Annotated in this window: 10 protein-coding genes; 3 read left to right on the plus strand and 7 right to left on the minus strand. The window is 55.9% G+C overall.

Translation table 11 applies throughout. The features are described 5' to 3' along the window. Nucleotides 1-152: 152 nt before the first annotated feature. The 5 genes from U8T64_RS02295 to U8T64_RS02315 form a co-directional block, all read right to left on the minus strand. Nucleotides 153-491, minus strand: a complete 339-nt coding sequence (locus U8T64_RS02295; protein WP_322180555.1) for a nucleoside triphosphate pyrophosphohydrolase — start codon at nucleotides 489-491, stop codon at nucleotides 153-155. After that, nucleotides 484-1,287 (minus strand): nucleoside phosphorylase, encoded by an 804-nt coding sequence (locus tag U8T64_RS02300; protein WP_322180557.1) that lies wholly within the window; start codon nucleotides 1,285-1,287, stop codon nucleotides 484-486. Before U8T64_RS02300 ends, U8T64_RS02295 begins: the two co-directional genes overlap by 8 nt. 107 nt (nucleotides 1,288-1,394) lie before the next feature. Then, nucleotides 1,395-2,426 carry a 3-deoxy-7-phosphoheptulonate synthase gene (locus tag U8T64_RS02305; RefSeq protein WP_322180559.1) on the minus strand — a complete coding sequence of 344 codons (1,032 nt, stop codon included), beginning with the start codon at nucleotides 2,424-2,426 and terminating at the stop codon, nucleotides 1,395-1,397. A gap of 16 nt (nucleotides 2,427-2,442) precedes the next feature. Continuing rightward, entirely contained in the window at nucleotides 2,443-3,663 is a 1,221-nt protein-coding gene (locus tag U8T64_RS02310) for a class I SAM-dependent rRNA methyltransferase (RefSeq protein WP_322180561.1), read from the minus strand. A 163-nt stretch (nucleotides 3,664-3,826) separates the two neighbouring features. Continuing rightward, on the minus strand, nucleotides 3,827-4,684 hold the full coding sequence (locus tag U8T64_RS02315) for a hypothetical protein (RefSeq protein WP_322180562.1): 858 nt from the start codon (nucleotides 4,682-4,684) through the stop codon (nucleotides 3,827-3,829). A 665-nt stretch (nucleotides 4,685-5,349) separates the two neighbouring features. Between U8T64_RS02315 and U8T64_RS02320 the strand changes: the two genes are divergently transcribed. The 3 genes from U8T64_RS02320 (at nucleotide 5,350) to U8T64_RS02330 (ending at nucleotide 10,183) form a co-directional block, all read left to right on the plus strand. Beyond that, nucleotides 5,350-7,419, plus strand: coding sequence for an elongation factor G (locus U8T64_RS02320; protein WP_322180564.1), 2,070 nt, complete (start codon nucleotides 5,350-5,352; stop codon nucleotides 7,417-7,419). A gap of 200 nt (nucleotides 7,420-7,619) precedes the next feature. After that, the gene (locus U8T64_RS02325; RefSeq protein ID WP_322180566.1) at nucleotides 7,620-8,384 is read left to right on the plus strand and encodes an alpha/beta hydrolase; all 765 of its coding nucleotides are present in this window, start codon (nucleotides 7,620-7,622) and stop codon (nucleotides 8,382-8,384) included. 233 nt (nucleotides 8,385-8,617) lie between these two features. After that, entirely contained in the window at nucleotides 8,618-10,183 is a 1,566-nt protein-coding gene (locus U8T64_RS02330) for a GH39 family glycosyl hydrolase (protein ID WP_322180568.1), read from the plus strand. Between the two features lie 79 nt (nucleotides 10,184-10,262). Here the strand turns inward: U8T64_RS02330 and U8T64_RS02335 are convergent, their stop codons facing one another. After that, entirely contained in the window at nucleotides 10,263-10,577 is a 315-nt protein-coding gene (locus U8T64_RS02335; protein ID WP_322180570.1) for a hypothetical protein, read from the minus strand. 734 nt (nucleotides 10,578-11,311) lie between these two features. Beyond that, the gene (ade, locus tag U8T64_RS02340) at nucleotides 11,312-13,117 is read right to left on the minus strand and encodes an adenine deaminase (protein WP_322180572.1); all 1,806 of its coding nucleotides are present in this window, start codon (nucleotides 13,115-13,117) and stop codon (nucleotides 11,312-11,314) included. Nucleotides 13,118-13,435: the final 318 nt, after the last annotated feature.

The following is a 13,435-nucleotide window of genomic DNA, read 5'->3' on the forward strand; positions in this document are numbered from 1 at the left end:
TGGCTCACCGCCAAATTCCAAATTTAGCGAATTCTTCCCTTGACCTTAATATTGCTCATTCCTAATTTCTCATTGCTCATTGTATCAGCCGCTTCCTAGCTGTCCCGTGGCTCCGGGGATCAAGGCTGTTTTTCCGGAAAGGTCAATGGATATCATAAAAGTTCTTCTTCCGTGTCCTCCAAAACCTTTTCCAGAAACACCCGTTCCCGGAAGGCCCCTCTGCGCTCGGCCTTGTCCCGGCGTACCTTTTGGATCTCGCCGTCCGTCCAGCCATGAAGACCGGCCAGGGCCTCCAGCACCTCCAAAATGTCGCTGAGCTCGTCCAGATTGCTGTCTGCCAGGAATTCCTCCACCTCTTCCCGGAGCTTTTCCGCCAGACAGGCGGCGTATTCCCCATCGTCTAAGGTGCGGATCACAGGCGTTTCGCCGTTCTCCCGGATCAGGTCGGGAATATTGTCCCGCACCAGTTTGTTATAAACCCGTTCAGCCATGGTTTTCCTCCTCTTCATTTTTCAGCGAAAAGGAAACGCAGGCAGCGATAAAGTCATCCCGTGTTTCCCGAAAGCTGTCTGAGCCCCAAACCCAGGCAGGATCTCCTTCGTGCAGGGGGTGGCGATCAGAAACCATCAGTGCCACGGTGCTTTTCATACCATAATAATTGCAAAGGCTTACAAAAGCGGAGGCCTCCATGTCTACTGCCTCACAGCCCATTTTTCGCCACAAGGCTTCCTTATAGTAGGTTTGACGGTACACAGCGTCGGTGGTGACAGTATTTTTCAACCGGACGCAAAAGCCCCTCTTTTCTAAAAATTCCGCCAGCTTCGACAGAGGCCGGGGACTGTTCACCTGAGCAAAGCGAGGCGCTTCATAATAGTGTCGGGAGCAGCCCTCTTCACTCCAAATTTTCTCAGGGAGCAAAATGGCTCCTACTTGGGTATCTTCACCAAATCCACCGCATAGACCGATCAAAAATGCCTCCGTCACTCCCAGGGCGTGCAGGGTTTCCATTGTACATGCGATTTGCGGACTACCGTAGCCACCATGAAGAAAGCACACATCGGGGTGTTCGGAAACCCGCAGCACTTTGGAATGAGTGATAAAGCCCGGCAGCTCTTCCATTAGCAAACAAGTGGAAAACCGTTCCTCCAATACGGGCAGGCCCTTTCCCAAACAGAACACTACAGCCTTGGAGGGCAGGGCAGGTATTTCCGTATTGGAATATTTACTTTGAATGCAGGAACCCGGCTGAATGACAGGCGGGGAGTTGTCATTAGAAAAATACCACATAACTAAGCTTCCTTCCGCAAATAATTCCTCATTGCCCAATTACTAATTACACCTGTGGCCGGGTCGGAACCGCTTTATGGCAGTGTACCCTAAAACCGCTGTCCGGTTTATGCTCTTTCCGCCATGGAATAGAGCAGGGCTTCCGTGTCTTCCCAGCCCAGGCAGGGATCGGTGATGGATTTGCCGTAGACCCGGTCGCAGTCGATAGGCTGGCTGCCTTCCGTGAGGTAGCTTTCGATCATGACGCCCTTGATGAGCTTTTTCAGGGCGGGGTTGTAATTCCGGCTGTGAAGCACCTCGCTGACGATGCGCAGCTGCTCCTTATATTTTTTATTGGAATTGGAGTGGTTGGCGTCGATGATGGCGGCGGGGTTTTGCAGCTCCCGCTTTTCATACAGCTCGCAGAGCCGGGCCAGGTCCTCATAGTGGTAGTTCGGCACGCAGGAGCCGTACTTGTCCACGCCGCCCCGGAGAATGGCGTGGGCCAGGGGATTGCCGGAGGTGGTCACGTCCCAGCCACGGTACAAAAAGGTGTGGCTTGCCTGGGCGGCCTGAACGGAATTGAGCATCACCGAAAGGTCACCGCTGGTGGGGTTTTTCATGCCCACGGGGATATCCATGGAGCTTGCCACCAGGCGGTGCTGCTGGTTTTCCACAGACCTTGCCCCCACCGCTTCATAGGAAAGCACGTCGTCCAGATAGCTGCGGTTTTCCGGGTACAGCATTTCATCGGCGGCGGTGAGCCCGGTTTCCTCCATGACCCGAATGTGCATTTTCCGAATGGCGATAATGCCCTGAAGCATGTCCGGAGCCTGGTCAGGAGAGGGCTGGTGCAGCATGCCCTTATACCCCTCTCCGGTGGTGCGGGGCTTGTTGGTATATACCCGGGGAATGAGCAGAAGCTTTTCCTTCACCTGTTCGTTGACCCTTTGCAGGCGGTGCACGTATTCCAGCACGGCGTCTTGGTTGTCGGCGGAGCAGGGCCCGATCAGCACCAGGAATTTATCGGAGTTTCCTTCAAAAACCTCCCGGATCTCCCGGTCTCTTTGGGCCTTCAGGGCCTTGACAGCGTCGGAAAGAGGATACTCCGCTTTCAGGCCGGCGGGGAGGGGCAGCTCCCGGTTTTGTTTCATAGACATGGTGTTGTTTCCTTTCTTATACGATCTGAAGCAGGTAAAACTTCAGGTAATCAGTTTCCGGCACGTTCCAGAGAACCGGGTGATCCGGCCCCTGCTGCCGCGCTTCGATGAGCCGCAGCTCCACCCCCGCGTCGGAGGCGGCGCTTTGCAGCATTTTGCGAAAACGCTGATCCGTCATAAAATGAGAGCAGGAGCAGGTGGCGAGATAGCCCCCTCTGGGCAGAGCCTTCATGGCCCGAAAATTGATCTCCTTATAGCCCCGCTCCGCATCGTTTACAGTTTTCCCGGATTTCGTAAAGGCGGGGGGATCCAAAATAATGTAATCGTAAGCGCCGTGAGGCAAATTGGGCAGCAGGTCAAACACGTTGGCGGCTTCGTATTCCACCAGATGGGAAAGGCCGTTCCGAGCGCAGTTTTCCCTGGCGCAGGCAAGAGCGGTTTCGGAAATATCCACAGAATGAACGTGCTTTGCCCCGGCCTTCGCGCAGTTCAGGCCGAAGGAGCCGGTGTGGGTGAAGCAGTCCAGCACGGTTTTTCCGGCGGCCAGTCTGGCCGCCGCAGCCCGGTTATAGCGCTGATCCAGAAAAAAGCCGGTTTTCTGGCCGTTTTCAAAATCCACCAGGTAGCGAATGCCGTTTTCCGTGATCTCCGTGGAGGTGCTTTCCGGCAGGTGCTTTCCGGGCAAAGGAAACCAGCCCTTCCCTTGGGAAAGGCCCTCCAGCTCCCGAATCTTCACATCATTTCGCTCGTAAATGCCGGAGACCGTTTCCCCGTCCGCCTCCAGAATTTCCGCAAGCAGGGGGAAAAGCAGGTCTTTTCTGCGCTCGATCCCCAGGGAAAGCGTCTGGGTCACCAGAATATCCCCGAATTTATCCACCGTCAGGCCGGGAAAGCGGTCCGCTTCTCCGAAAATCACCCGGCAGGCCCCCACTTCGCCGCCCAGGACAGTTTTGCGGTATTCCCAGGCGTATTGCAGCCTGCGGCGGAAAAAATCCGGGCTGAAATCATCGTTGGCGTTTTGAGAGATCACCCGCACCCGGATCTTGGAGCGGCTGTTATAAAAGCCGGTGCCCAGGTACCGCCCCTTCGGGGAAAGCACGTCGCAAAGGCCGCCGTCCTCCGGGGCCCCTTTTTGTCCGGTGATCTCGTTGTCAAATACCCAGGGGTGCCCGGCTTTTGCCCGCTGGACCCCTCTTTGGTGAACTGACACCGCGGGATAGCTTCGTTCTGTTTTCATAGGTTTTTCCTTTTTATAAACAACTAACACAACTAACGGTTAAAGGTCGAGATTCTTCGCGGCAGCAAAGCTTGCTTTGCCGAAAAAGCGAAGCTAGCTTCGCTTTTTGCTCAGTAATGACAGACGGGAAAGAGCCTTTTTGCCCTTCTCTAACAACTAACAACTATTTCCCGAAAGCCGCCTGATCCTGGTTGGGGCTGGAGCGCTTTTCCAAATTGGGGAACCGGTGCTCGATGGCGGCTAAAGAGATCTCAATATCCTCCTCGGCCTCTGCGGCCGTAAAGGCGCCTACCGTCACCATGTCCTTTTCCCGAATGGCGTTCCAGGAGAAGGTGAGGCCCACATAGGGGGAGCAGCGGCCCGCCGCCATGGATTTAATGGTCATAACGGGCTTTTTCGCGTTTTGAATGATGGAAGCCACCGTTTCAATTTCCACCTGCATCAAAAAGCCCATGCAGTTGAAGATTTGAATATAGGTCTGCACATCGTAGCCGTTCTGGTCGGAATACACCACCAGCTCTGGCATATGGGCGGAAAGGCCGGGGATCATACCGGCATCCCGGATCATTTTGGTGTAGTCGTCCAGCCGGGTGATCTGCCCCAGGTTTTTATTGACCAGCTGCTCGGCGGCGGAATGGTGGATCAGGCAGAGCTTCGCCCCCCGCTGGGCGGATTCCCTCACCAGCCGCTCCGATTCTCTTCTGGCCTCGGCCGAATCCGTCACGTTCAGAGTGGGGGTATCCACCATGATGATCTCTCTTCCCGCCTTTTGCTCGGTTTCCTTTACTGCCTTTGTAAGCTCCGGGGAGAGCCCGAAGGGAGCCATGATGGTATCTACCCCATGGCGGAGATAAGCCTCCAGCACAGGCTGAAAGGCCTCGGCGCTGTCATAGCGCCGCTTGATCATCTCGTCGGCGGAAACGCTGGTATGGCTCCAGCCCAAAAGCCAGTTGGTGCCGATCAGCATACGGGAAAGGGAAACACTCTCCACCTGAGTGCGGGGAAATTCCTTCTGCGTCATAAAAAAGCTCCTTTCGGTTTCCGTCCTTCCGCTTTCACGGGAGAGCGCGGCTTTTTTTGTTTTCTATTCTAGCATGAAAGCGGCAAAAAAGAAACAAAAAAATCAGGGGAGCAATGAAAAAAGGCATGGCAATGAGCAATTAGCAATGAAGGGCAAGGGCGAAGGTGTTGCAAACAACACCCAATAAATTGCAGAGTGGTAAATTACAGTTTAATGCCCTTAGGTTCCCCCTTGTGCGAGTAAAGGGTGCTGGTATTCGGTGGAGAACAGTTCGCGCACCACCCTCCGATGGTTCCCCTCCCCTTATGAAATATGGAAGGCAAGGGTTACTGCCATTCCCTCTGCCAACGGCGAAGGGGAAGCCGCAAAAAGTATAAGGAGGAGCCAAGAAACTGTTACAAAAGGCTGCTTTACCATTTTTTCGATCCGGTTTTCCTCTTTCCCTATCCGATTAGAAGAAAACGGAGCTCTGTTTTTGTGCAAATTGCTCTAAAACAAAAAATAGTACAGAAAAAATTCATATATTTTCTTTGTTTCCCCATTGTAATCCCCGGCAAAGTGTTATATAATTATCTATACCCTAGAAGCTGAATTGTGCAAAACAGGGAAAAACCGGCTGAACGCGGCATGGAATGCAGCGGAATAGCTGTGGAAGGAGAATACATATGAACCAGTATCAGGCGAAAAATATCGTCAATCTTGCGGTGGCAGGGCACAGCGGCGCGGGCAAAACCTCCCTGGCGGAGGCGATGCTGTATCTCGCGGGGGCTTCTGACCGCCGGGGCAAGGTAGGCGAAGGAAATACCGTATGCGATTACGACCCGGAGGAAATTCGCCGGAAGGCTTCCATTTCCGCGGCGGTAGCTCCGCTGGAGTGGAAAAATAAGAAGATCAATCTGCTGGACGCGCCCGGGCTGTTCGATTTTGAGGGCGGCCTGTGCGAATCCATGCGGGCGGCGGACACCGTGCTGGTGGTCATTTCCGGTAAGGACGGCATCTCTGTGGGAACGGAAAAGGCCTTTGAGGCCGCGGAGAAGCGCGGGCTTGCGAAAATTTTCTTTGTCAACGGCCTGTGCGATGAAAGCGCCCGGTTCTACCGTGTTTTTGAAGATCTGAAGGCCCAGTTCGGCCCCTCTGTCTGCCCGGTGGTGGTTCCCTTTATTCAGGACGGACAGGCGAACATCTACATCAATCTTCTGGAGTACAAGGCCTATGATTATTCCGGTGGCAAGCCCGTGGCGGTGCCCATGCCCGATATGGGAGACCGGCTGGAGGGCCTGCGCACCGCCATCTACGAGGCTGTTGCCGAAACGGACGACGCCCTGTTTGAAAAATACTTTGCCGGTGAGGAATTTACGCCGGAGGAGGTCATTGTAGGCGTCAGCAAGGGCGTAAAGTCCGGCACCATCACCCCGGTGTTCTGCGGCGACGCCATGCTCATGCGGGGCATGGAGCAGTTTATGGACGGCGTTGCCTGGCTGGCTCCCTCCGCGGAGGAAAAGGCGGCGGAGATCGCTTTGGACGTGGACGGCAACCCGGTAGAGCTTTCCGTCAATGAGGACGGGGCCGCCGTGGCGCTGGTGTTCAAAACCGTGGCCGATCCTTTTATCGGCAAGCTTTCCTATTTGAAGGTCATTTCCGGCAAGGTCTCCACCGAGACTCCCCTGGTCAATATGCGTACCGGCAATACGGAGCGGGTGGGAAAAACCGTGATGATGATAGGCAAAAAGCAGGAGGACGTCAAATATATCGGCGCCGGCGATATCGGCGCGGTGCCCAAGTTTGCCGCCGTGAATACCGGCGATACCCTGTGCTCTCCCACCCGGAAGGTGGTGCTGGAGGGTGTGGAATATCCCACCCCGGCCCTTTCCATGGCCATCGTTCCCAAGAACAAGGGAGAAGAGGATAAGGTGGCCCAGGGCATGCTGCGTCTTTCTGAAGAAGATCCCACCCTGAAGTTCTCCAACAATTCCGAAACCCATGAGCTGATCGTGGGCGGCCTGGGTGAGCAGCACCTGGATGTGGCCGTTTCCAAGCTGAAGGCGAAGTTCGGCGTGGAGGTCACCCTGAAAACGCCCAAGGTTCCCTACCGGGAAACCATTCGTAAGATGGTGCAGGTACAGGGCCGCCATAAGAAGCAGACCGGCGGCCACGGCCAGTTCGGCGATGTGTGGATCGAATTCTCCCCCTGCGACAGCGACGGCCTGGAATTCAGCGAGCGCGTGGTGGGCGGCTCTGTTCCCAAGGGCTTCTTCCCTGCGGTGGAAAAGGGCCTGCGGGAATGTATTCTGAAGGGGCCGCTGGCAGGATATCCGGTAGTGGGCCTGTCCGCCGTGCTGTACGATGGTTCTTATCACCCGGTGGACTCCTCTGAAATGGCGTTCAAAACCGCCGCCTCCATCGCCTACCGGGACGGCCTTCCCAAGGCAAATCCCGTGCTGCTGGAGCCCATCGGCCATCTGAGGACCACTGTGCCGGACGGCAACATGGGCGACGTGATGGGCGAGGTCAACAAGCGCCGGGGCCGCGTGCTGGGTATGGAGCCTGCGGGAGCGGGCCGCCAGACGGTAGAGGCCGAGGTCCCCATGGCGGAAATGCACGATTTCTGCACCTTCCTGCGCCAGTGCACCCAAGGCCGGGGCAGCTTTACCTTTGAGTTTGAGCGGTACGAGGAAGCCCCCGGCAACGTTTCCCAGAAGGTCATTGAGGAAGCCAAGGCTGCGGCAGGTGAATAACAGGAGATTGTGTCAATAGAATAAAGCGCACAGCTTTTCGGCGGATTTCATAGGAACTGTGTTTTGTTCCCCCCATAAAATCCGTTCGGAAATCCGCACACGTATTCTATCGATGCAAGTTCTAAGATTCTGAAAGCGGGGCTGCCGGAAGGAGGCTCCGCTTTTTGCAAAAGAAATCGAAAGAGAGGAAATAAAAAACGATGGCAAAACTGAAGATCGACCTTTTTTTGAACAGCCTGAACCGGCAGGGGAGCTTTGAGATGATCCTGCCCAACGACCTTCCCGAGGAAAGCGGGCGGCCCATCAAAACGGTATTCCACCTGCACGGCTACACGGGAAAAGCGGAAAGCTGGGTGCCGGAGGAGCTGGTGCAAAAATACAATATTGCCGTGGTCAGCCCCAACGGGGAAAACGGCTTTTACTTAAACGGCCTGTCCACCGGTCACAATTACGCCTCTCTGGTAGGAGAAGAGCTGGTTTCCTATGTGCGGAAAACCTTTGGTCTGGCGAAAACGTCGGAGGAAACTTATATCATGGGAATTTCCATGGGCGGCTTCGGGGCTCTCCGCACGGCGCTTGCCTACCCGGATGTGTTCGGCAAGGCGGCGGGCATGTCCTCGGCGCTGATCGTTCACCAAATCGCCCACATGAAGGAAGGGGACGAAAACCCCATGGCGAATTATGCCTATTATCACGAATGCTTCGGTGACCTGGAAACCGTGGAGGAAAGCCGGAACAACCCGGAAACCCTGGTAAAGGAGCTGAAGGCGGTGGGAAAGAAGCTGCCGGAAATTTATATGTGCTGCGGCTCTGAGGATTTCCTCATTGAGCCCAACCGCCAGTTCCATCAGTTCCTGACGGAGCAGGGCGTTCCCCACCAGTATCAGGAAAGCCCCGGCATTCACGATGAAAAATTCTGGGCGGAGTACGCCCCGAAGGCCGTGGAATGGCTCTTTAGTCGTTAGTTGTGAGTAGTTAATTGTTAGAGAAGAGCAAGGCCCCCGTCTGTCATCCTGAGGAACATCGTGACGAAGGATCTCGTCCTTGGATCTTATGGAAAAGGGAAAAGGACGAGATCCTTCGCTTCGCTCAGGATGACAGGGGGGAACGCAGGATAACAGAGGGCTAGCCCGCTAAATCCAAATTTAGCAAACTGCTCCCACTGTCATCACTGAGAAAGAAGAATGGGGAAAACCAAATGAAATTTACTATTCCGAAGAATTGTAAGAGCTATCCCCACAAAAAGCACTGGCAGTACTGTGTGGGCAGCAGCCATGCGCTTTTGGCGCTGCGGACCGATTACACCCGGCAGCTGAAATGGATCCACGAAGAGCTGGGGATCCGCTATGTGCGGTTCCATGGGATCTTCTGCGACGATATGAACACGCTGCATACCCTTGCGGATCTGATGCCCCTTCCCGGCGCGGAGCAGTTTACGGAGCGGAGCTTTCACGCCTGCGGCGTAGCCTATGACAACGTGCTGGAGGCGGGCATGAAGCCCTTTGTGGAGCTGGGCTTCATGCCGGAAAAGCTGGCGGCCAGAGACGACCGGGGCATGTTCTTCTATAAGCCCTGTATTTCCCCGCCGGCCGATCACGGGGCCTGGGCGGAGTACATCAAGGCCTTTCTCCGTTTTTTGGAGCATCGGTACGGCCCGGAGGAGGTACGCACCTGGCCCTTTGAGGTGTGGAACGAGCCGGATCTGCCCGTGTTCTTCTCCGGCACCCGGGACGAGTATTTTAAGCTCTATGAGGTCACGGCCCGGGCGATCAAGGAGGTGGATCCCCAGCTTCGGGTAGGCGGCCCCGCCACCAGCGGCAGCAAGTGGGTGCGCTCCTTTGTAGAATTCTGTGAGAAAAACCAGGTGCCGCTGGATTTCGTCACCACCCACCAGTACGCGGGGGATCCCATCGGCGGCGTGGAGGATCAGGGCGATATGGAGGGTGGTGAGCTGGACTTCCATTTCGAAGCGCCCGATTTCAGCGGAATGCGGGAAAAAACCCTGCTTGCCGGGCAGCGGGCGATGATGCCGGATCAATCGGAGCAGAAGGAGCTTCCCAACGATATTTTTATCAAAAATTCCGCCGTGGTAAAGGAGCAGGCCAAGGGTCTGCCGGTGTACTATACCGAATGGAACGAAAACGCCGGGTTTGCCTCTTATACCAACGATACCCGGAAGGTGGCGGCCTATGATGTGAAAACGGCACTGGACGTGGCGGAGCATGTAGACGGCTCCAGCATTTGGTGCTTCAGCGATATTTTTGAGGAGCTGCACCCCTTCCCCCAGCAGTTCCACGGCGGCTTCGGCATGCTCACCCAGGACGGCGTTCCCAAGCCGGTATTTTACGGTATGAAGATGCTTTCCATGGCGGGGGAGGAACGGCTGGAGCTGGGCGAGGACGCCACCAAGGGAGAGATCGGCATCGCCGCGTTTCGGAGAACGGGGGAAACCCAGGTGCTGCTGTTCCGCCAGAAGATGAAAAACCTGAAGCTGCCGAAGGAGCAGACTGCGGTCCAGCTGGAATGGGAAAGAAAGCCGTGCCGGGTCACGGTTTCCCGCATCGACGAGGAGCACTGCAACCCCTTAAAGGTATGGGAAGAAATGGGCAGCCCCCAGGACATGAACCGGCGGGAGGTGGAGGCCTTAAAGGAAAAAACCGCCCTGCGCCGGGAGCCCTGGCCCTTTACCTGGGAGAACGGCATTCTCACCATCACCGCTGAGCTGGGCGTCAACGACCTCTATTTTATCGAGATCGAGGCGTAAAAAACTTAAAACTAAAAAAGAAGGACAGAGCATCGCATGACAGGCTCTGTCCTTTTTTATGCGGTTTCGATCCAGGGGCTCAAAGCAGAAGAAATCCGAGAACCAAAAGGGCGGTAAAGGCTCCTCGAATCACGTGATGGCGCAGATGAAAGCTTCCGCCGCGCCTGCCGTTTTGGAAAGCGGCGGTAAAAATCATCACTCCGCCCGCCGTGGCGAGCAACCAGCCCCAGCCCCCTGCCAGCTCCTCCAGCACGATGGCGGAAAGCAAAACGGCGCTGCCCAAAAGCATGCAGGCGGGCGTGCCCCGTTCCTTAGTGCTTTTCAGCTGAGACACAGCGGCAATCACGCACAGAACTGCGTATAAGGCGGTAAGGGCATAGAGAACGTATTGCATACTATCACGACCTTTTCTGAGGTTTTTTCATAGTAAGGAAAAGAAGCGGCGGCGAGCCGCCGCGAGCATGCGTGAAGCTGCCGAGTACGGGGGGAGCAGTTTCCGGCCCGACCATAAGCAAGCTGGCAAATTGGAATTTTGCAACGAGCCGCATACTTCACTTCTGTCATTCTGAACCGCCAAAAGCGGTGAAGAATCCCGTCCTTCGCCCTTTTTCAGGAATTAAGGTCGAGATTCTTCGTCAAGAAAGCTATAGCTTTCTGCGTTCCTCAGAATGACAATGGGGAACTGTTTGCTAAATTGGAATTTGCAGCTGCGCTGCGGGCGCTTGCGAAGCCGCTTGATACGGAAAATCGGTTTCTGTCCCGACCATTAACAGAGCGCTAAATTGAAATATGGCAGTGAGCTGCTTACTCTCCGCCTGTCATTACTGAACAGAAAGCAAGGAAACCTTGCTTTCTCGGTGAAAAATCTCGTTCTTTGCCCTTTTATTCAGGGAATTAAGGGCGAGATTCTTCGCCGGGAAAGCGGAGTTTACTCCGCTTTTTGCTCAGTAATGACAAGGGAGGAGGCTTTGTTCTTCTCTAACGACTAACAACTAACGGCTAACAACCAGTTCGCTAAACTATCATTTAACAGTTTTCTTGCGGTCGGGTCAGAAACTGCCCTCCTGTATCACGCAGCCTCACGATTGCCAGCGGCAGCTCACCGCATGGCACATTTTCCTTCTATCTTCAAACCTCTATTTCCGTAAAGCAGAAGCGGGTGCAGTCTACCAGGCCCCGGTCGGTGAGGCGAAGCTCCGGCAGGCAGGCCAGGGGGATCAGGGCCATGGTCATAAAGGGGGAGGGCATGGAGCAGCCGATCACCTTCCAAGCTTCCTCCAAATCGGCTACCGCCTTCGCCATTTCCTCCATGGGCTTTTCCCCCATCAGCCCGGCAATGGGCAGGGGAACCAGGCCCAGAACCTTGCCGTTTTGTACGGCGCACATGCCGCCTCCGCACTGGATCAGGGTGTTGGCGGCCAGGGCCATGTCCTCGTCATTGGTGCCGATCACCAGTAAATTGTGGGCGTCGTGAGAAACGGTGGAGGCCATGGCCCCGCAGCGAATTCCAAAGCCCTTAACAAAACCGAAGCCCTTTTTACCTGTGTTGTGATGGCGCTCGAACACCACGGTTTTCAGCACGTCCTGGGAGGGGTCGGATTCCAGCAGGCCGTTTCGCACCGGAAGCGTTACCTGCCGCTCATAGTCTCCCACCCGGGCCGGGATCACCTCAATGGCCCGCACCGTAACGCCGCCGTCCACGATCTTTTCCTGCTTCGCGGGAACGCGGAAGGTTTCGGGGGTAATGGCGTCCCGAATATGAATGGACCGGGTGGCCCATTCCGGATAGGCGTAGGGAGCATACTCTCCCACAACGGCCCCGTTTTCGGCGGCCAGCTCGCCGTCGATCCATACCTTCTCCACCTGAAGCTCCTCTAAATTATTCAGCAGCACCATGTCCGCGCATTTGCCGGGGGCAATGCTGCCCAGCTCATGATCCATCTGGAAGCACTGGGCGCAGTTGATGGTCACCATCTGAATGGCGGTAATGGCGTCGATGCCCTCCTGCACCGCCCGGCGGACGATATGGTCCAAGTGCCCCTGGGAAAGCAGGGTGTGGGGGTGGGTATCGTCGGAGATCAGGCAGGCAAAACGGGAATCCACCTGATGCTTGGTAATGCTCTTGGCTACCTCCTTCAGATCGTGCCAGGCGGAGCCCTCCCGAAGCATGGCATACATGCCCAGCCGCATTTTGGCCAGGGCGTCCTCCGCCCGGGTGGATTCATGGCAGCAGCGCACGCCGGAGGCGATATAGGCGTTTAAGCCCTTGCCGGTTTCCGGCAGGGAATAGTGGCCGGTAACGATTTTCCCGGCCTTCAGGGTGTTGCCGGTGATGGCGTGGGTCTCCTCGTTGGAGGAAAGGATCCCGGGGAAATTCATCATTTCCCCCAGGCCCACGCAAGAATCCCACTTCATGGTCTCCGCCACGTCCTCCGGGCCGATTTTGGAGCCGGTGTCCTCAAAGCCCGGCACAGCGGGCACACAGGAGGGAGTGGTAAGCATGGTCTTCAGCGGCGTGCGGGCCGCGTCCTCCAGCAGGCACTGAACGCCGGGAAGGCCCAATACATTGCAGATCTCGTGGGGATCCATGTAAATGCCGGTGGTGCCGTGGGGGATCACCGCCTTGGCGTATTCCCCCGCCCCCATCATGGAGGATTCCACGTGAATGTGGCCGTCTAAAAAGCCCGGGGCCAGGTATTTGCCTTCCGCGTCCACCACCTGGGTGCCTTCCCCGATACAGTGGGAAGCGTCCCCCACAAGGGCGATCCGCCCCTCCGCTACGGCAACGGACACGTCCTCCTGAATTTCCCTGGTGCACACATTCACCAGGTTCACATGAGTCAGAACCAGCTCCGCGGGCTCCGAGCCCTCGGCAACGGCCGCCAATTTCCGGCTTGCCTCCCACAAGGGCGTTTTACAAAAATGATTGACCATGCTTTTTCCCCTTTCAAAATATAGTGGTTAGTTGTGAGAGAAGGGCGGTAGGGACAATGTGGAATGAGCAGTGAGCAATGAAGGACAGAAGTAGAGCGGTAAATGATAGTTTAGCGGCGAGCCGCCGCTGGCACTCGTGCCTCTGCTTGGTGCGGGAGAGCACTTTCTGACCCGACCGAGTTGACAAACGAGAACGGGTCAGAGCGGTTGCTGTGCCCCAGTGGGGCACGTTCAGCAATGTCTGAAGCGACAGCTGAGTTCTCCACTGGAGACCTTCCCCCCACTGGGGCACAGCAACCAAAGCGAAGCGTAGAAAGC

This window comes from Neglectibacter caecimuris, assembly GCF_034335015.1.
Classification (GTDB): Bacteria; Bacillota; Clostridia; order Oscillospirales; family Acutalibacteraceae; genus Acutalibacter; species Acutalibacter caecimuris_A.